The organism is Herbaspirillum frisingense (assembly GCF_047325095.1).
In the GTDB taxonomy this organism is placed as follows: domain Bacteria; phylum Pseudomonadota; class Gammaproteobacteria; order Burkholderiales; family Burkholderiaceae_D; genus Herbaspirillum; species Herbaspirillum frisingense.
Genome location: NZ_CP168558.1, coordinates 2,409,405 through 2,426,928, shown reverse-complemented (window position 1 = coordinate 2,426,928; position 17,524 = coordinate 2,409,405). Strand labels below are relative to the sequence as shown.

The window sequence follows — 17,524 nt, the reverse complement described above, 5'->3', positions numbered from 1 at the left end:
CGTATCGAAAGAATCACTGGCCGGCCTCGCTGTCATGGCTGCTCCCACCACCGGGGGCGGCCGCTGCATGGATGAGGTCTTGTTGCCAAGAGAGTGCGCTTGTATGCTGGCGGGACCTGTTTTCTACGTTCGTGAGGTCCCGTGGTTGCCCGTGTCGCATTGCTTGTCTATCCCGGATTCCATATCCTGGATCTCTCCGTTCTCACCATCCTGGGAATCGCCAACCACTTTGCGCCGGGCAGCTATGCCGTGGACATCGTCTCCATGCGGGGCGGCAACATCGAGACCCGCTCCGGAGTCCCCATCGGCACCCAGGCCATTGACGACACCCCCTACGACACCCTGCTGGTGGCCAGCACACCGGCCGTACCCACGCCCTGCCCGGGCCTGCTGGATCGCCTGCGCCAGGCCGAGCGGGATAGTCGTCGCATCGCCGGTATCTGTACCGCCGCCTTCCTGCTGGCCGAAGCCGGCCTGCTCGACGGCCGCGCCGTGACCACTCATTGGAGTTTCGCTGACACGCTGGCGACGCGGTTCCCGCAGCTGCGGGTACAGCCGGACCAGATCTACGTGCGCGATGGCAAGTTCTGGAGTTCGGCCGGCATGACGGCCGGCATCGATATGGTGCTGGGTATGGTGGAGTCCGATCTCGGCCACGAGGTCACGCGGGCCATCTGCAAGACCATGGTGCTCAGTCATCGTCGTCCGGGAGGCACCAGCCAGTTCTCGGTACTGGCCGAGATCGATCCCAAGCAGGAACGCATCCAGCGCGTGCTCAGTTTCATCCGGGAAAACCTGCGTGAACCACTGACCATCCAGCAGTTGGCAGACCAGGTCAACTGGAGTGCGCGCCACTTCAGCCGTACTTTCCAGGCCGAGACTGGCCTGTCCCCCGCCAAGGCCATCGAAAAATTGCGTGTGCAGGCTGCGCAGTCACTGATGGAAAGCGGTCACTCCACCCCGTCCCGCATTGCAGTGCAGACCGGCTTTGGCGATGACGAGCGGATGCGACGCGCCTTTGCCCGCGTGCTGGGGGAATCTCCGCAAAAGATCCTGCGCGACATCCGCACCCGCAAGCAGGCCTGAGCAGGCCGGTACGGGGTGCCTGGGGCCTGGGGCCTGGATCAGCCCCCCTCAGGCCCTGACTTCCCGCCGCATCGATTGCGGCGGCACGCCATAACCACGCATGAAGACCTCGCGCATATGGCGACGGTCGCGGAAACCCGTTTCGCGGGCGATCACCTCCATCGGATGGCGGCTCTGCTCGATCATCAGGCGCGCCGCTTCCAGACGCAGGCCTTCGATCGCCTTGGAAGGCGACAAGCCGGTCTCGGCGGTGAAGACGCGGCTGAACTGGCGCGGGCTGAGATTGGCCTCCTCGGCCAGTTCTTCCACCGTGAGCGGCCGCATCAGGTTCTTGCGGGCGTAGTTGAGGGCATTCTGGATGCGATCTGTCTTGGGGGCCAGGGAGAGCATTTCAGAATGCTGGGTCTGACCACCGGTGCGATGCTGGTGCATCACCAGGTTGTGTGCCACACCGCGTGCCACGTCCTCGCCCAGGTCCTTGCCGACCATGGCCAGCGCCATATCCAGCCCGGCGGTCATGCCGGCCGAGGTCCAGATGGCGCCGTCGACGATATAGATGCGGTCGTCCTCGACCTGGATGTCCGGGAAGCGCGCCTGCATGTCGCGAGCGAAAAACCAGTGGGTGGTGGCTCGGCGCTTGGACAACAGGCCCGATTCGGCCAACACGAAACCACCGGTACAGATGGCGGCAATGCGTCGGGCACGCTGGCCGGTGGTCTGCAGGAAACTGCGTTCTTCCTGGCTGGAGGGCGACTCCAGCGGATTGCCCACGCCGCAGACCATCCAGCTGTCGATGTGCTCGGCCTGCTCCACCGGGAGCGTGGCGATGGACATGCCCAGCGAGGAGCGCACATCGCCACCACCTACCGAGAAATTGCGCAGGGCATAGAAGTCCTCGCCGGCCACCTTGTTGGCGTACTCGAAGACGGTCTGCGTCGCCAGCCCCATGACCTGGAAACCGTCAGTGAGCAAGTAGCCGATGTGATGCATGCTGATTCCTTCCCGTTTCCCCGTTGTGCAAGCCAGCACGATAGCCGCCCGCCTGCGTTCGCGCAAGCGCTCAGGCTGGTAGCGGCATTGCCTCCGCGCCCGCGGAGAGGTGCAGGCCGGCTTCGGGCAACTTCTGCGGCGTGCCGGCCAGCAGCGTGTGCAAGGCCGCCAGTTCCGGGGGGCTGGGGGCGGCCGGCAGTTCGCCATTGACCATCTCGCGCATCAGACGGCGCAGGACCTTGCCCGAGCGCGTGCGCGGCAGGCTCTCCACCAGCACGATGCGACGCGGCCGCGCCCAGGCACCGATGGCCGACACCACGGCTTCCCCCAGCCGGTGTTCCAGCAGGCTGGGCAGGTATTGGATACCGGCACGCGGCACCACCACCGCCATCGGCACCTGCCCGCGCAGACGATGCGGCATGCCGATCACGGCCACCTCGGCCACGGCATCGTCGGCCAGCAGGACTTCCTCCACCTCGCGCGTGCCCAGGCGCTTGCCGGCCACATTGATGACGTCGTCGGCCCGGCCCAGTACGCGCAGATGACCATCCGGCCCGGCCACCGCCACGTCGAAGGTGGCATAGCGCCACTGGCCCTGCTCGCGCCGCCAGTAGGTGCTCAGGAATTGTTCATCACGCTGCCACAGCGTAGTCAGGCAACCGGGCGGCAAGACGCCGCTGGCGACCAGCAAACCCTTGTCACCGGGGGCGCAGGGCTGACTGCCCTGCCCTCCCTGCCCCTCCAGCACGGCCAGCCGGTAGCCGGCCGCCGGCAATCCCGGTGAACCCCGCTGGCGCCGTAACGGGGTGTGACCATCGAGATCGGTCAGCGGCAGGCCGATCATGGGCGAGCCGGTCTCGGTCTGCCAGTAGTGATCGATGACGGGCTTGCCCAGCGCCTCTTCCAGCCAGTCGGCGGTCGGTTCGTCCAGCGGTTCGCCGGCCAGGAACAGGCAGCGCAAGGACGACAGGTCGGCGCTACGGAAGGCGCGGCGCCCGCCTCGCTTGAGCAGCCGCATCGCCGTGGCCGAGGACAGCATCAGATCCACGCCATGCCGCTCCACCAGCCGCCACCATGCACTGGCATCGGGCCGCAGCGGCGAACCTTCATAGAGCACGCTGCGCATGCCCAGCAGCAAAGGACCATACAACCCATAGCTGTGACCGACCACCCATCCCAGGTCGGAGGTGGTGAACAGGGTCTGCCCGGGCCGGGCCTGGAACAACAGGTCCATCGAAGTCGCCAGCGCCACCGCGTGGCCGCCGGTATCGCGCTGCACGCCCTTGGGCTGGCCGGTGGTGCCGGAGGTGTAGAGCAGATAGCTGGGTTCGTTCGATTCCAGCCAGACACAGGGCACGTCGGCCTGCAGATGGCGTTCGCGCTGCGCCGCGTAGTCGTGGTCGCGCCCGACCACCCGCGTCCAGGGCAACACGCCGCGATCCACCACCAGCACCGGGCAGGCATGACCGGCGATCTCCAGGGCCTGATCGACCCAGGTCTTGTAGCCCACCGCCACGCCATTCTGGAAACCGGCATCGGCACACACCACCAGCGCCGGGCGCGCATCGACGATGCGGCTCGCCAGGCTGGCCGGTGCGAAGCCGCCGAACACCACCGCGTGCACCGCGCCAATGCGGGCGCAGGCCAGCATGGCGATGGCGGCCTCGGCCACCATGGGCAGATATACCAGCACCCGGTCACCGCGCCGCACCCCGCGTTCCAGCAGGATGGCGGCCATCGCATTGACCTCGCAATGCAGCTGGCGATAGCTCAATACCCGCTCGTGGCCGCCGTCCTGCTGCGCCTTCGGCTCGCCCTGCATCTCGTTAGAAATGCAGATCAGGGCCGCCTGCTCTGCCCGCGCCGGCAGATGGCGGTCCACGGCGTTATGGCAGAGATTGGTCAGCCCGCCGACAAACCAGCGTGCAAACGGCGCCCGGCTGTCGTCGAGAACCTGATCGAAATCGCGCTGCCAGCTGATGCGGCCGGCCTGCTCGCGCCAGAAACCCTCGGGGTCCTGCTGCGAGCGCTGCATCAGGCGGCCATAGGCGGAACTGGCAGCGTCCACGGGCGAAAGTACGGCTTGCTGCGGCATGGGAAACTCCCTTGGGCTCAGGCGGCCTGTGACAGCGCCGATGGTGTCGATTCTGTGGACGACGTCGCCCCGGCACGCAAGGCGCTGATGTGGTCGAACAGGTAGCGCGCATCGCGGTCGATGCCGGAGAAGCGGCCCGAGCCCCAGGTGTATTGCCACGGCAGGCCCAGGAAGTAGAGGCCGGGAGCCGCCGTCACACCACGCTCGTGACCTGGGTAGCCACGGCCGTCGAAGATGGGTTCGTTGATCCAGCTGAAATCGGTACGGAAGCCGATGCACCAGACCACCGCCGAAATGCCCGAGGCGCGGAGGTCCAGCGCCCGTGCCGTATCCGAAGGCGGCTGCCAGACCGGCACATAGCGGGCTTCGGTCGGCGCCTCGATGCCGTTGGCGTCGATGAAGCGGTCGATACTGTCCTTGATGCTCTCGGAGACGGCGTCGGCCTCGTCCAGGTAACCCTTCACGCCGCCGCCGAAGTGCGCCACCTCGCCCGCCAGACTCTCGAACTTGCCATAGAGCTGCATGCCTTCCAGGGCGAACTTGCGCAGGTCGATATCGCGCCCGCCATCGCGGCCGGTGACGTAGTGGTTGGTTTTTTCGCGTACGCCCGTGCCCAGCGGATGCTTGTCCACCGGCAGGTCGTAATACTTCATCTTGTCCAGCCACTCCACTACATCCTTGCCCCGGTAGGTGCGCGCCACGCGGGGCGCGTCGCCCACGCCCAGGTGCACGCGACGGCCGGCCAGGTGCAGGTCTTCGGCGATCTGGCAACCGGACTGGCCGGTGCCCACCACCAGCACCTCGCCCTCCGGCAGCGATTGCGGATTGAGATACTGGCTGGAGTGGATCTGCACGATATCGGCCGGCAGGCGCTCGGCCGCACGCGGCACCACCGGGATGTGATAGCCACCCACCGCCACCACCACCTGATCAGCCGAATAGGCGCCATCGCTGGCGGTGATGCGCCACAGCCCGTCCTCGCGCCACAGCTTGTTCACGCTCACGCCTTCACGCACCGGCGGCTGGAAACTGGCGACGAAGCCGTCCAGGTACTCGACGATCTCATCCTTCTTCATGAAGCCGAAAGGATCGTTGCCGCGATACGGGTAACCCGGCAGGTTGCATTGCCAGTTGGGGGTCACCAGGCAGAAGGTATCCCAGCGCTCGTTGCGCCAGGCGTGGCCGACCTGGTGCTTTTCCAGCACCAGATGATCGACCCCGGCTTGCTTGAGGTACCAGCTGATGGACAGCCCGGCCTGGCCGCCGCCGATGATGATGACACTGTGATGGCGCACTGCGCCTTGGCTTGCAATGGACATGATGTTCCTCGTGGGATGTTGTCGGGTTGGATGAGCAGATCAGGGCAGGAAGGCTTCGACCACCACCTCGGCGTCGGCCTGGCCCTCGAAACGGGCGGCGGTCTCTTCGATACGGCGCAGCTGGTCCATGGCCGATGAGCAGGCGAAGCCGTATTTCTCGCGCACGCGCTCGCTGCCGATGTTGAGCGCAGTGGCGCTACGCTCGACGAAATCGGCCAGCCGATAACGGCTACCGGCTTGCAGGTGTTCCTTGACCACCAGCGAGGGCGAATAGCAGTCGCTGACGGTATCGTCCGGCCAGCGGACGCGAAAGTGCATTTCAGGCATGGTGTTCCTCTTGGCGTGTTGCAGATGGGGCGCGCTGGCCCAGGTAATCGTGGTAAAGCTCAAGATGGCGTCGCGCCGAGCGCGACCAGGAAAATCGCGCGCAGATCGCCTGGCCAGCGGCCACCATCGCGGCGCGGCCGGCCGGATCAAGCGCATGCGCAATGCCGGCGGCAATCGAGGCTGGGTCCTGGGGATCGACCCAGGCGCAGCAACCGCCGTCCAGATATTCGGTAAAGGGGGCGATGCGCGAGACCACCGCCGGCACGCCGCTGGCCATGGCTTCCAGCACCACCAGGCCGAAGCCTTCCTTGAGCGAGGGAAACACCAGCGCATCGGCACAGCGAAACAGGGCCGGCATGTCGGCGTCCGGCACCTGGCCGAGGATGCGCAGCGCGCCCGGCGGCAGATCGGCTGCCTGCAGTTCATCCTGGAAACTGCGCTGGTAGTCGGCGTGGTCCAGCACGCTGGCGCCACCGGCAATCACCAGTTGCGCCTGCGGATAGACGCGCCGCAGCCGCAGGAAGGCACGCAGGATGCCCAAGGTGTTCTTGCGCGGTTCCACCCCGCCCACCGCCAGCAGCACCGGTGCGCCATCCAGCCCCAGTTCCTGGCGCAGCAGTGGGTCGCGCTGGGCTGCCTGCACCGCAGGTGTAGCGGTGTAGCGCTGCAGATCGACGCCATTGGAGACCAGCTCGGCCCGCACCCCATGCTCGCGGGCCAGGATGTCCTGCCAGGTGCGGCTCACGCACAGCAGACGGTCAGCGGCGCGATAGCCGCGTTCCTGCCAGGCGTGCAGCCGCAGGTCGTCGAACTGGTCCAGGTGATGCACGGTGCGCACATAGCCCGGGATCACGCCACGGGCAACCAGCGTGGCCAAGGCGTTGGCACTGATCGAATCCTGGGCGTGGTAGAGATCGAAGCGGTCCATGCCGGGCTGTTCGAAGCAGCGCAGATAGTCGTCGATACGCTGGCGCACCATGTCCACCACGTCGGCGCAGTGCACCGACCCCGGCACGGGATGAAAACCACAGGCGGCTTCGCGGAACAGCCCGCGTCCACGGGCATCGGGCGCGAACAGCGTGGTCTCCTGTCCCAGTGCCTGCAGGCTCTCGGCCAGTTGCAGGGCATGCACCACGCCACCCCGGGGATTGACCGAATGAGTCAGCATGGCGATCCGCAGGGGCCGCATCAGGGCCGAGACTGGTCGCGTCATCACACACCACCCTGCCCGGCACGCACCGGGCCGCAGCCGATCAGGGCTTCTTCGGCCAGGTCCCAGAAGGTCTCCGTCTGGCCCTGCATGGACAGACGTAGTTTGCGGCTGTCATCGATGCGGCCGATGGACGCGGCCGACAGGCCACGGGCGGCGAAGCGGCCCAGTACCTGTTCCAGGTCCGGCGCCGACACGCTGAGCAAGAAACCATAACTGGGGAAGGCCGTCAGCCAGCGCTGGAAATCCACACCCGGTGGGCAGGGAATGGCGTCCAGATCGATCAGCGCGCCCTTGCCGGAGCACTCCAGCAGCATCAGCGCGGTACCGATCACACCGGCCATGCTGATGTCCTTGGCGGCACTGGCCAGCCCGTCCTCGGCGATGGCCGGCAGCAATTCCAGATCGGCGCGCAGGCGTTCGGCAGGCGCGCCGGAACTGGCGTTCCAGTAGGCATAGGGTTCCTGGAAGCGGCCACGCAGATCGATCACGGCCACCAGATGATCACCGCTGCGGGCATCAAAGCTGGTCAGCAGGCGCCGGGCGCGACCGATGATGGACACCGACAACTGCTCGCGGTCATTGCGCCGGTTGCTATGCCCGCCCACCAGTGGCACGCCATACACGCGCGCACCCTCGGCCAGTCCTTCCAGCACCGGCCGCGCGGCATCGCCGTCACGGCTCCACAGGGCATCGACCACCGCCACCGGGCGGCCGCCCATGGCATAGATGTCGCTGACGTTGACCATCACGCCGCAATAGCCGGCAAACCACGGTTGCTGTTCAACGAATTCGTTGATGAAACCTTCGATGGCGAACAGCAGATAGCCATCGCCATCGGGAATGGCGGCACAGTCGTCGCCCACGGCCAGGGTGTGGCCCTGATGCCGCACCGCTGGCGCCGGGTCCAGCACCTGGACCACCGCATCGATATCGCGCTTGTGCGCGATGCCACGGGCGGCGCGCAGGGTCGTCACGATCTGCGCCAGCGTGGGCGCGCTGTCTCGCGCATTCATGCTGCACGCTCCTCGCGCTGGCCGGCCAGGAAACCCCGCTCGCCGTCGCTGATGGGCGGATAGAAGGCCAGGTCGGCCTGCATCTGGTGATGCGGCAGACCGTGTACCTCGATCTCGGCCAGGGTCTGCCAGTGCAGGCGCCGGAACAGCGGCGCATTCTGGCTCTGCACCTGGGCCAGGAAGGTATGGCAGCCATGGGAATGGGCGGTGCAGACCGCCAGCCGGATCAGGCCGCTGCCGACCGAGCCGATGCGCCGCGCATGCTGCGCCACCGCCAGGCGCGAGCCGTGCCACACGCCGGGTGCGGATTCATGGATGCGCACGGTACCGACCACGCTGCGGCTGCCATCGGGCGCCTCCATCACAGCCACGATGGGCATGGCGATGGCGTCGATGGCGTCGGTATCGTCGTCCTGAAACACGCCCTGCTCGGCGCAGAACACTTCGCGGCGCAACTGGCGCGCCTGCTCGCGCTCCCATTTGTCCAACGCCAGCTTGATGCGCACTACCGGGGCTGACGGCGCCAGCGCAGTGACGGGGGCAACAGCTTTCTCGACCACATCGCTCATGATCACTTCCTTTCGAACGAAGACAGGGAGGAGCAGGCGCCGCACTTGCCGCAACCGGCCTTGGCGTCGCCGGAGCGCATGCCGGCCGCTTCCAGCATGTCGGCCAGCGGGCTCAACAGGCGCCGCATGGCAGCGGCATCGGGCGAGGGATGGTCTTCCAGTGGCGTGCCGGAGATCGGCACGAAGGGCACCACGAAGGGATAGACACCCAGCGCGATCAGGCGCTCGCTCATGCCCAGGATGGCCTCGTCGCTGTCGCCCAGCCCGGCCAGGATGTAGGTGCTGACCTGGCCGCGACCAAAGACATCGACAGCGGCTGCGAACGCGTCCATATAGCGCTCCACCGGTACGCTGGCCTTGCCCGGCATGATGCGCTTGCGCACTTCGGGGGTGACCGCTTCCAGATGCATGCCCAGGGTATCGATGCCGGCGTCGTGCATGCGGCGGAACCAGGCATCGTCATCGGGCGGCTCGCACTGCCCCTGGATCGGCAGGTTCACCGCCGACTTCACGCCGAAAGCGCTCTCGCACAGGATCTGCGCGCCACGGTCGGTGGCGTTGGGCGTACCGGTGGTCATCACCATGTGCTTGACGCCATCCAGCAGCACCGCGGCCCGCGCCACCTCGCCCAGTTGCTCGGGGGTCTTGCGCAGGATGGTGCGGCCGGCCGCCAGCGACTGGCCGATGGCGCAGAACTGGCAGGACTTGCGCCGGCTCTCATAGCGGATGCAGCTTTGCAGGATGGTAGTGGCCAGCACGTCGGCGCCGTGCAGCGTGGCGATCTTGCCGTAGGGGATGCCATCGAAGGTCTGCATCTTGTAGAAGCGCGGCTGGCGCGGGAAGGACACCACCCCCACCTCGACGCCGTCGCGCAGGATGCGCGAGGCGCCATCCGCGCCCGGTTGCGTGGCCACATAGGGCGAGGACCAGGAGCCGGCCGTATGCACCGGGATCATCACGGTATGGCCGTCGACCGTCACCGCCTTGTGGTCGGACGGCCCTGCCCCGCCGCGCCGGCTTTGCGCGCCGGCAGTGGGATCGTCAAGACGCAGCCCTAAGGATTGCAGCTCCGAGATCAGTTCCATGGGCGCCTTGCGGCTCGAACGCTGGGGATGCAACTGGATGACGGCTGTCTGCATGATGTGGCCTCGCGGAAGATGGGATGACAGGAGAAGACTGTTCCGCCGGGAACAGGGAAGACATGGGGGAAGTACGGCGATCATCGATCACCAGGTGCAATAGTTCCGGGCGCGCGTAGTGGCCCACCGAATCCATCATGCGCTTGCGCTTGGTGACCAGTTCCATATCGAGATCGGCCACCAGGATGCCTTCGCCGCTGCGCAGTGGCTCGGCCAGCAGCTTGCCCTCAGGCGAGACGATGGCGGTACAGCAGCCGCCGCGCAGCGCCTTCTGCGCCTTGGGATCGGGTTCGATGGCGGCGATCTGCTCATCGGTCAGCCAGCCGGTGGCATTGATGACGAAGCAGCCCGCTTCCAGGGCGTGATGACGGATGGTGACTTCCATCTGGTCGGCAAAGATCTGGCCGACCATGGAGCCGGGGAATTGCGCGCAGTGGATTTCCTCGTGCTGCGCCATCAGGCTGTAGCGTGCCAGCGGGTTGTAGTGTTCCCAGCAGGCCAGCGCACCCAGGCGCCCCACGGCAGTGGGCACGACCTTCAGGCCGCTGGCGTCGCCCTGGCCCCAGATCATGCGCTCGTGATAGGTCGGCGTGATCTTGCGGCGTTTCAGGACCAGCTCGCCATCGGCATCGAACACCAGTTGCGTGTTGTAGAGCGTGCCGTGGTCGCGTTCATTGACACCCAGCACGACCACCGTGCCATGCTGGCGTGCCGCAGCCGACACGGCCTGGGTGACCGGACCCGGCACCTCGACGGCGCGCTCGTAGAGCAGCAGGTGCTCAGGCCCGGACGCAAAGGGCGGCCGCACGAACGAAAAGTACGGATAGTAAGGAACGAAGGTTTCCGGAAACACCACCAGCTGCGCGCCTTGCGCAGCGGCGTCGGCGATGGCCTGGCAGACCTTGGCCACGGTGCCGTCGGCACTATCGAGGTCGGGCGCGATCTGCACCGCCGCCGCCCGTACCGTTCTCTTGTTGATGCTCATGGGCCGCCCTTCCGCTTACAGGGTCCAGGTGTCGAGGATGAAGGCGTTGTCGCGACGATGCAGCAACACCAGGTCCAGCACATCCAGCGGGTTGATCGGACGGATGCCCGGGATCAGCGAGGGCTCGCCGTGGCCGTACAGAGCCTGCAGGGCGAAGCGGCAGGCATAGACCTTGCCGCCCTCTTCCATGAACTTGACGATCTGCTTGTTGAAGTTCTGGTGGCCGGGGAAGGCTTCATCGCCCAGGGTGGGGAAGCCACGCTGCACGCCCAGCGTCACACCCGGGCCGTACAGCAGGATGGAGGTTTCGAAACCCTTGCGCTTCAGACGCGTGGCCTGCAACAGGTTGACGAAACCGATCGAACCTTCGAAGGCCACGGTATGGAAGGTCACCAGCGCTTTTTCACCCGGCTGGGCTTTGACGTCTTCGAATACCTTCTCTTCATAATCCACCAGGAAATCGCCGGGGGCGTGGGCTGCTTTGGTGACTGCGGGCATGGTGAGACTCCTCTTGATTGCTGTGGGTGGTCACTTGTGGAAGTGGTCCGGCGACGTTGCCGCGACGCTGGCATTGAATGCATCACGCGTGCCAACAATGCCCCGTCAATGCGTGAATTGACTGCATGAAAATCCCGTCAATCGCTGGCCGCCGATCCGGCTTCCAGCACGCTCGCGGCTTCCCGGGGGGACCTTCCCGACGGGCTTTTCAGCGCCCGTGCAGCAATCCATTCAATCGCTCCATACAATCGCGCAAACCCGCACGCACTCTGGAGTAGCGACGTGTTTTACCTTGGTGCAGGCACGCCGTCTCCGATGACACAAGGCGGTGCAGCGAGAGCCGCCTGGGGGCTGCATTGGATGGAATACAAATTGCATTCAATGACGCCTGCCGATGCAGTCAATATTGAATCCGGGCAAGCTCAGGAGAGATCGGAAAGGATCGGGAGCCCCCAGGAACGCCGACCAAGGAATCGTCATGCCGAAGAACAGCACCATGTGGGTCCCCAAACTGAAGAAGGGCAGCGGCCCGCTCTATCTGGCCATCGCCAATGCCATCGCCGAGGATGTCGCCACCGGCCACCTGCAGGCCGAGCAGCGCCTGCCGCCGCAGCGCAAGCTGGCCGAAGCGCTGGACCTGGACTTCACCACGGTGGCCCGGGCGTATACAGAAGCGCACCGGCGCGGACTGGTCGATTCGGTGGTGGGACGCGGCACCTTTGTCTGCGGCAAGCGGCGCCCGCGCATCCCCCGCGTGACCGAGGGACGGCCCAACGTGGACATGTCCATGAACATGCCGCCCGAGCCGGAGTCGCCGGAACTGGTGGAACTGATGCAGGCAGGATGGAGCAAGGTCAACGGCAGGCTGCGCGACCTGATGCGTTACCAGGACTTCGGCGGCTCGCCCGAAGACCGCGAGGCCGGCGCCCTGTGGCTGCGCCGGCGCGGGCTGGTGGTGGAACCGGAACGGGTGCTGGTCACCCCCGGCGCGCAATGCGCGTTGCTGGCGATCCTGACCATGCTGGTCGGCCCCGGTGGCGTGCTGTGCTGTGAAGACGTGACCTACCCTGGCCTGCGTGCCCTGGCCGGGCAACTGGGCATCAAGCTGGTGGGCTTGCCGATGGACAACGAAGGCATCGACGCCGTCGCCTTTGCCGGCGCCTGCGCGCAATACGCGCCCAAGGCCCTGTACTGCAATCCGACGCTGTTGAACCCCACCACCTGCACCACCTCGCTGTCACGGCGCCAGGCGCTGGTGGATATCGCCCGCCACTACGAAGTCGCCATCATCGAGGACGACGCCTATGGCTTCCTGCCGCGCTCGACCCCGCCGGCCATTGCCAGCCTGGGCAGTGAACTGACCTTCTACGTCACCGGCCTGGCCAAGAGCGTGGGCGCCGGTTTGCGCATCGCCTACATGGTGGCGCCGGACACCCACTCGGCGGCACGCCTCACCGCCTCGCTACGGGCCACCACGGTGATGGCCTCGCCCATCACCTCGACCCTGGCCACGCACTGGATACGCGATGGCGTGGCCGACCTGGCGCTGGCCAACATCCGCAAGGAATCCATGGCCCGCCAGAAGATCGCGGCCCGTATCCTGCCCCCGCACAGCTACGCCTCCGAAGCCGAGGCCTTCCATCTCTGGATCAAGCTGCGCGGCGGCTGGCAGGCCGCCAGCTTCGCCGCCCAGATGCGCTCCTCCGGCATCGGCGTGGTGGCCAGCGACGCCTTTGCCGTAGGGGCCGCGCCGGAACAGGCAGTACGGGTCTGTATCGGCGGCGTGGCCAACCGCCACGATATCCAGCACGCGCTGGAGGTCATCCGCGATGCGCTCAATGAAGCGCCGCTGGCGCGGCCGGCGGTGGTGTAGTTTCGCCGGTAGCCGCCTCGGCATCCACCCACTGCGCGAGGAACCTGCCCAGCCTGGCCTCGATATCACTATCGATGGTCTGCAGGCGCAGCAGATCGATACCGCTCTTGCGCAGGATGCTGTTCTTGAGCGCGTCACGTTCGCCCTGTTGCTGGCCATGGTGCAAGCCCCCGTCCACTTCGATCACGCCCAGCGGTTGCTTGCCGACCTTGAAATAGATCACGAAGTCACAACTGGCCTGTTGTGCCATGAATTCAAGCTCGCGCGGTGTCATGGCGGGATTGCGGGCAGACGCCAGCTGCTGCAGGCGGACCTGGCAATGGAAGCGCAAGCCGGCAAAGCGCGTGCTTGCCAGCAGTTCTCGCAGCAGCTGCGTCACGATCTGCTCCGACCGGAAGTGCGAATCGCTGCTGCGCAAGCTGGCGGCCAGCCTGGCCAGTGAGCGGTCGTATTCCTGGTACAGCAGGTCGAAGGCGGACACCACCGGCGCGCGCCGCACTTGCGCCTGGTCTGCGTAGTATTCGATATAGCGGATCAGTGCGGCCACCGGCCCATTGCGCTGGGCGAAGACCTCATCGCCGGTCACCAGGGTGAATCTCCGCTTGGCCCGTGACACGGCGACATTGACCATCTGCGCCGCATCGACGAAGCCGGACATCGACTGGCTGCTGCGCTTCTTGTCCAGCACGGTCGAGAAGACCATTTCCTCGCATTCCCTGCCCTGGAATTTGTGCACGGTATCGCTGACGAAATCCGACGGCAGTTGCGCACCGGCCAGCTTCACCTGTGCCCGGAAAGGCGCGATGAAGCCACGGCCCTGGGCATCCACACCGCTGCGCTCACCGGCCTCATCCAGCACTGCCAGCAGGGATTCGATTTCTCTCAGATTGGTGGTCGTGCGCATGTGATTGCCCTTGGCCGTGACGATCAGGCGCAGCGGCTCGCTGCCGTCGTCGGGCGTCATCGGGATCAGGGCATTGTCATAGAACTGCTGGTTGCAGAACTGGATGATGCGCGGATGGCAGCGGTAATGTTCCTTCAGCAAGGTACGCGGCAGCGCATCCCCGAAGACCGCCATCACCGAATCGAGCAGGCTCAGCCGCTCGCAGTCATAGGCCGGCGACGGCGCCGGCTTGCCCAGCTCCACCGGAATATGCGGCAACTGGCGGCGGTCACCGACGACGATCAGGTTGCGCGCACAGCCCAGGCCCAGGATGCCGGGCAGGATGTCCTGCTGGGACGCCTCGTCGATGATGACGTAGTCCAGCATGGCGCCCTCGGCCAGCGAATTGATGATGGAATGGGTACTGCTGGCAATGATCGGATAGCGTGCCAGAAAATCGCCGAAGTCTGCCTGATAGGTATCGATCTCGAAGGTGCGTGCATCGGGCTGGCGACTGTACAGATGTTGCTTCAGGCAGAGCATTGAATCCTGGCGCACCTGCTCCAGCGAGGCATCGAAGCTCCCCTCTTTCAAGGTCGCCAGGCAGGCCGCCAGCTCGCTCGCCTTCTCTTGCAACTGGCGCTGGTAGAAGTGGGCCTGCAGGGCATGGAAGCTGTGTGCGCGCTGGGCGCCGGCAGCGAAGGGACCGGCGCGGACGATGCCGAAGCGCAACAGCAGGCTGAACCGTTCGCGCAGTCCGATCGGCCGCTGCCCCAGATGCGACAGGTAGGCCATGAGATCGGCCGCGCGGGCGGGCGTCAATCGGTATCGTTCCAGTGCCGGCCCCGCTGGCACGTCGTTTTCATCATGCCACTGCTGCAGATAGCGCTGCTCGACCTGCAACTCCTGGATCTCGGCCTTGAGCTGGGCTGCGCGGTTGTGGGCGTGCAGGTACTGCTTGAGGCGGATGACGGCGGCGTCAATTTCTTCCAGCGCGGGTGCGGGCAATGGGGGTTCCGACGGCACCGCAGGCGGGGATTCAAAGAATGCGGAACGCTTTGCCTTGCTGCCGAGTTTGGCCACCAGATAATCCAGGTCAGATTTCTGCAGCTTCTCGACCACGTTATCCACGGCCGAGTTGTTGTTGGAGAGGATGGCGACCGTTTCGTCCCGCAACAGGATATTGGCAACGATATTGAGGATGGTCTGGGTCTTGCCGGTACCGGGAGGACCTTCGATCACGCTGATCTGCGCACGGAAGGCTTGCTCCACCGCCTCGATCTGGCTGGCATTGACGCCGAAGGGGAAGATCAATGGACGGGAGTGTTCGCGGCTGCGATTCGCGCTACTGCAATAGGCCTGCAAGGCGCTGTCCGGATGGGCTGGCAGCTTGTTAAGCTGGCGCAGTACGTTATCGGCGATGCGGTCCTGATCCGGCGAGGCCTCACCGCCCTGCCCGCCCCGGGCCTGCGCAACGGCCAGGAAATAGCGGAAGACCGGCGTTTGCTTGAGCTTGGTCTCGGCCACCACGCTGACGTCATCCAGGCGATGCAGATAGCCCTTGCGGTTACCGGCATAGGTGACGATCACATACTTGTTTCCATAGAGCGTAGCCTGCTCCACCCGCTTGGCCGCCCCTCCCTTGCCCTTGTTGAGCAAGGCGCCGCCCAGCTCGCGGGTCGGAGAGATGCGGCATTCGGCCAGCGGCAGGCTGAAGGATTTGGTGCTATGGAAGTAACAGGTCAGGAACCAGGCCTGATGCTTGTCGCTCCAGTAAATCTTCCAGTCATGGATTTGTGCAGTCCGGTCTTCGCCCCGAAGATGGATGGTTACCGCTGACATCGCCGCCCCCTGCGCTTGCCCGCTGCCACCAACGCCATCGCCATCGGAGGACAATGTCGGGCAGCAGGTCATTAATATGTTTGCCTTGCGGCAAATTAGAGGCGTTATCATGCCACCAGCATGCCGGCTTGTCAGCCAGGCCTGCGGCTGCAAGATGATCGGCGCTAAGCCCAAGGAGGCGCCGCTGCCGTCACCGCTGGTGTTGCAGCGGGCGGCAGAGGGACAGCGGAGGGCTGAAGCGGCCATTCATGAGGATCGCAATCGCCAGAAGCAGGCCTTCATCAAAGTAAGACGAACGTTTATCAACTTGTTATGCACCCAACCGTATAGGCTCCCACGATGTCACAGGCTCCCGTCGCACTTATCACAGGCTCAACTTCTGGCATCGGTGTGGCAATTGCCCGCCGGCTCGCAAAAGAAGGATATTCAATCGTATTGCACTCGCGCGATTCGGTAGAGGCCGGACAACGACTAGCACTCGAACTCGGATCGGCCATCTATGTGCAAGCTGATCTGGCTAATGATGACGACAGGGTGCGACTGATCCGCGAAGCGATAGCATCCTGGGGGCGGCTGGATGTCCTGGTTAATAACGCAGGAATCAGCCGTGTTATTTCGCACCAGGATTTGGCGGCCGCAACGCCCGATGTGTGGCATGAGCTGTATGAAGTGAACGTGGTTGCTCCTTTTCGTTTGATCGCTGAGGCTGAATCGGCCTTGCGTGATTCGACACGCTTCGGTCGACCCGGCTGCATAGTCAACATCAGTTCACATGCGGGCGTCCGCCCGAAGGGCGCATCGATTCCATATTCAGCGACCAAGGCGGCTTTGAATCATATGACCCGGCTACTCGCTGTTTCACTTGCGCCCGACATCCGAGTAAATGCTGTCGCCCCGGGATTGGTCGATACGCCACTGACCGCAGACTGGACCCAGGCGCAGCAAATCTGGAAGGAGCGCTCGCCGATGCGCCGATCTGCCCGTCCGGAAGACATCGCCCAAGCCGTTGCGATGTTGGTTGCATCGGACTATCTCACCGGTGAAATCCTGCTATCGGATGGCGGATTGAATCTAACCTAGGCCCTGTTCACACCAGATCTGCGAGTGCGAGAGCGCGTCAAGAACTGGAAGCATCAGGGCGCATACCCCCCCTCCACCTTTCCATCACACTGAAAAATGTCTCGACACCGCTTCGAAGAATTGATTTCCCATCTGGACCTTCAACCGCATCCGGAGGGGGGCTTCTATCGCGAGACCCATCGCAGCCAGGAGCGTGTGGAACGCTCGGCGGGCGGTTCGCCGCGCTCGGCGGCGACCGCGATCTATTACCTTCTCGGTGGCGAGGATAGGTCAACCTGGCATCGGATCGATTCAGAAGAGATGTGGCACTTCTATGAAGGTGATCCTCTGCACGTCCACGTCCTGCAGCCGCACGGGGCGCTTCAGACTTTCCGCCTGGGTAATCCGCTGGAGCATGACGGTGCCGATTTCCAGGCGCTGGTCCCGGCAGGCGCCTGGTTTGCGGCGGAGTGTACGGTTCAAGACGGTCACAGTCTGATGGGCTGCACGGTGGCGCCAGGCTTCGAATTTGATGCGTTTGAAATCGCCCAGGCAGAGTTGCTGCTGGAAGATTGGCCGCTGCACCAGGAACTGATCAAACGTTTAGCACGGAAGTGACGGTCGCTTGGCAAT

15 protein-coding genes are annotated in these 17,524 nt (G+C 65.0%); 4 read left to right on the top strand and 11 right to left on the bottom strand.

The window, feature by feature from the left end; all coding sequences use genetic code 11:
- The first annotated feature begins 141 nt into the window (after positions 1-141).
- Complete coding sequence (locus ACEOAC_RS11280) at positions 142-1,086, top strand: GlxA family transcriptional regulator (RefSeq protein WP_241811731.1); 945 nt, start codon at positions 142-144, stop codon at positions 1,084-1,086.
- Between the two features lie 48 nt (positions 1,087-1,134).
- On the opposite strand, the gene ACEOAC_RS11275 is transcribed toward ACEOAC_RS11280, so the two are convergent.
- From ACEOAC_RS11275 to ACEOAC_RS11230, 10 genes are all read right to left on the bottom strand, one after another.
- Positions 1,135-2,076, bottom strand: coding sequence for a GlxA family transcriptional regulator (locus ACEOAC_RS11275; protein WP_241811732.1), 942 nt, complete (start codon positions 2,074-2,076; stop codon positions 1,135-1,137).
- Positions 2,077-2,146: 70 nt separating this feature from the next.
- Positions 2,147-4,171 carry an AMP-binding protein gene (locus ACEOAC_RS11270; RefSeq protein ID WP_413628847.1) on the bottom strand — a complete coding sequence of 675 codons (2,025 nt, stop codon included), beginning with the start codon at positions 4,169-4,171 and terminating at the stop codon, positions 2,147-2,149.
- Positions 4,172-4,188: 17 nt separating this feature from the next.
- Positions 4,189-5,490, bottom strand: coding sequence for an MSMEG_0569 family flavin-dependent oxidoreductase (locus ACEOAC_RS11265; RefSeq protein ID WP_241811734.1), 1,302 nt, complete (start codon positions 5,488-5,490; stop codon positions 4,189-4,191).
- A 39-nt stretch (positions 5,491-5,529) separates the two neighbouring features.
- Positions 5,530-5,817, bottom strand: a complete 288-nt coding sequence (locus ACEOAC_RS11260) for an MSMEG_0570 family nitrogen starvation response protein (RefSeq protein ID WP_006463022.1) — start codon at positions 5,815-5,817, stop codon at positions 5,530-5,532.
- A complete protein-coding gene (locus tag ACEOAC_RS11255; RefSeq protein WP_241811735.1) occupies positions 5,810-6,985 on the bottom strand; it encodes an MSMEG_0565 family glycosyltransferase in 1,176 nt (391 codons plus the stop codon). Before ACEOAC_RS11255 ends, ACEOAC_RS11260 begins: the two co-directional genes overlap by 8 nt.
- A gap of 44 nt (positions 6,986-7,029) precedes the next feature.
- The gene (locus ACEOAC_RS11250; protein WP_413445327.1) at positions 7,030-8,043 is read right to left on the bottom strand and encodes a sll0787 family AIR synthase-like protein; all 1,014 of its coding nucleotides are present in this window, start codon (positions 8,041-8,043) and stop codon (positions 7,030-7,032) included.
- Entirely contained in the window at positions 8,040-8,612 is a 573-nt protein-coding gene (locus ACEOAC_RS11245; RefSeq protein WP_413628846.1) for an MSMEG_0567/Sll0786 family nitrogen starvation N-acetyltransferase, read from the bottom strand. The genes ACEOAC_RS11250 and ACEOAC_RS11245 overlap by 4 nt, the downstream gene beginning before the upstream one ends.
- A 2-nt stretch (positions 8,613-8,614) precedes the next feature.
- A complete protein-coding gene (locus ACEOAC_RS11240) occupies positions 8,615-9,697 on the bottom strand; it encodes an MSMEG_0568 family radical SAM protein (RefSeq protein WP_241811848.1) in 1,083 nt (360 codons plus the stop codon).
- Positions 9,654-10,736, bottom strand: coding sequence for a Nit6803 family nitrilase (locus ACEOAC_RS11235; protein ID WP_241811737.1), 1,083 nt, complete (start codon positions 10,734-10,736; stop codon positions 9,654-9,656). The genes ACEOAC_RS11240 and ACEOAC_RS11235 overlap by 44 nt, the downstream gene beginning before the upstream one ends.
- Positions 10,737-10,751: 15 nt before the next feature.
- Entirely contained in the window at positions 10,752-11,234 is a 483-nt protein-coding gene (locus ACEOAC_RS11230) for an MSMEG_0572/Sll0783 family nitrogen starvation response protein (RefSeq protein WP_006463016.1), read from the bottom strand.
- 478 nt (positions 11,235-11,712) lie between these two features.
- On the opposite strand from ACEOAC_RS11230, the gene ACEOAC_RS11225 reads away from it, so the two are divergent.
- On the top strand, positions 11,713-13,107 hold the full coding sequence (locus ACEOAC_RS11225) for a PLP-dependent aminotransferase family protein (RefSeq protein ID WP_180669746.1): 1,395 nt from the start codon (positions 11,713-11,715) through the stop codon (positions 13,105-13,107).
- Here the strand turns inward: ACEOAC_RS11225 and ACEOAC_RS11220 are convergent.
- On the bottom strand, positions 13,070-15,832 hold the full coding sequence (locus ACEOAC_RS11220) for an AAA domain-containing protein (protein WP_413443904.1): 2,763 nt from the start codon (positions 15,830-15,832) through the stop codon (positions 13,070-13,072). The genes ACEOAC_RS11225 and ACEOAC_RS11220 overlap by 38 nt on opposite strands.
- A 339-nt stretch (positions 15,833-16,171) precedes the next feature.
- Between ACEOAC_RS11220 and ACEOAC_RS11215 the strand changes: the two genes are divergently transcribed.
- Both ACEOAC_RS11215 and ACEOAC_RS11210 read left to right on the top strand, forming a co-directional pair.
- A complete protein-coding gene (locus tag ACEOAC_RS11215) occupies positions 16,172-16,912 on the top strand; it encodes an SDR family NAD(P)-dependent oxidoreductase (protein WP_413443903.1) in 741 nt (246 codons plus the stop codon).
- 96 nt (positions 16,913-17,008) lie between these two features.
- Positions 17,009-17,509: a cupin domain-containing protein gene (locus ACEOAC_RS11210; protein WP_413443902.1), complete on the top strand. Its 501-nt coding sequence runs from the start codon at positions 17,009-17,011 to the stop codon at positions 17,507-17,509.
- Positions 17,510-17,524: the final 15 nt, after the last annotated feature.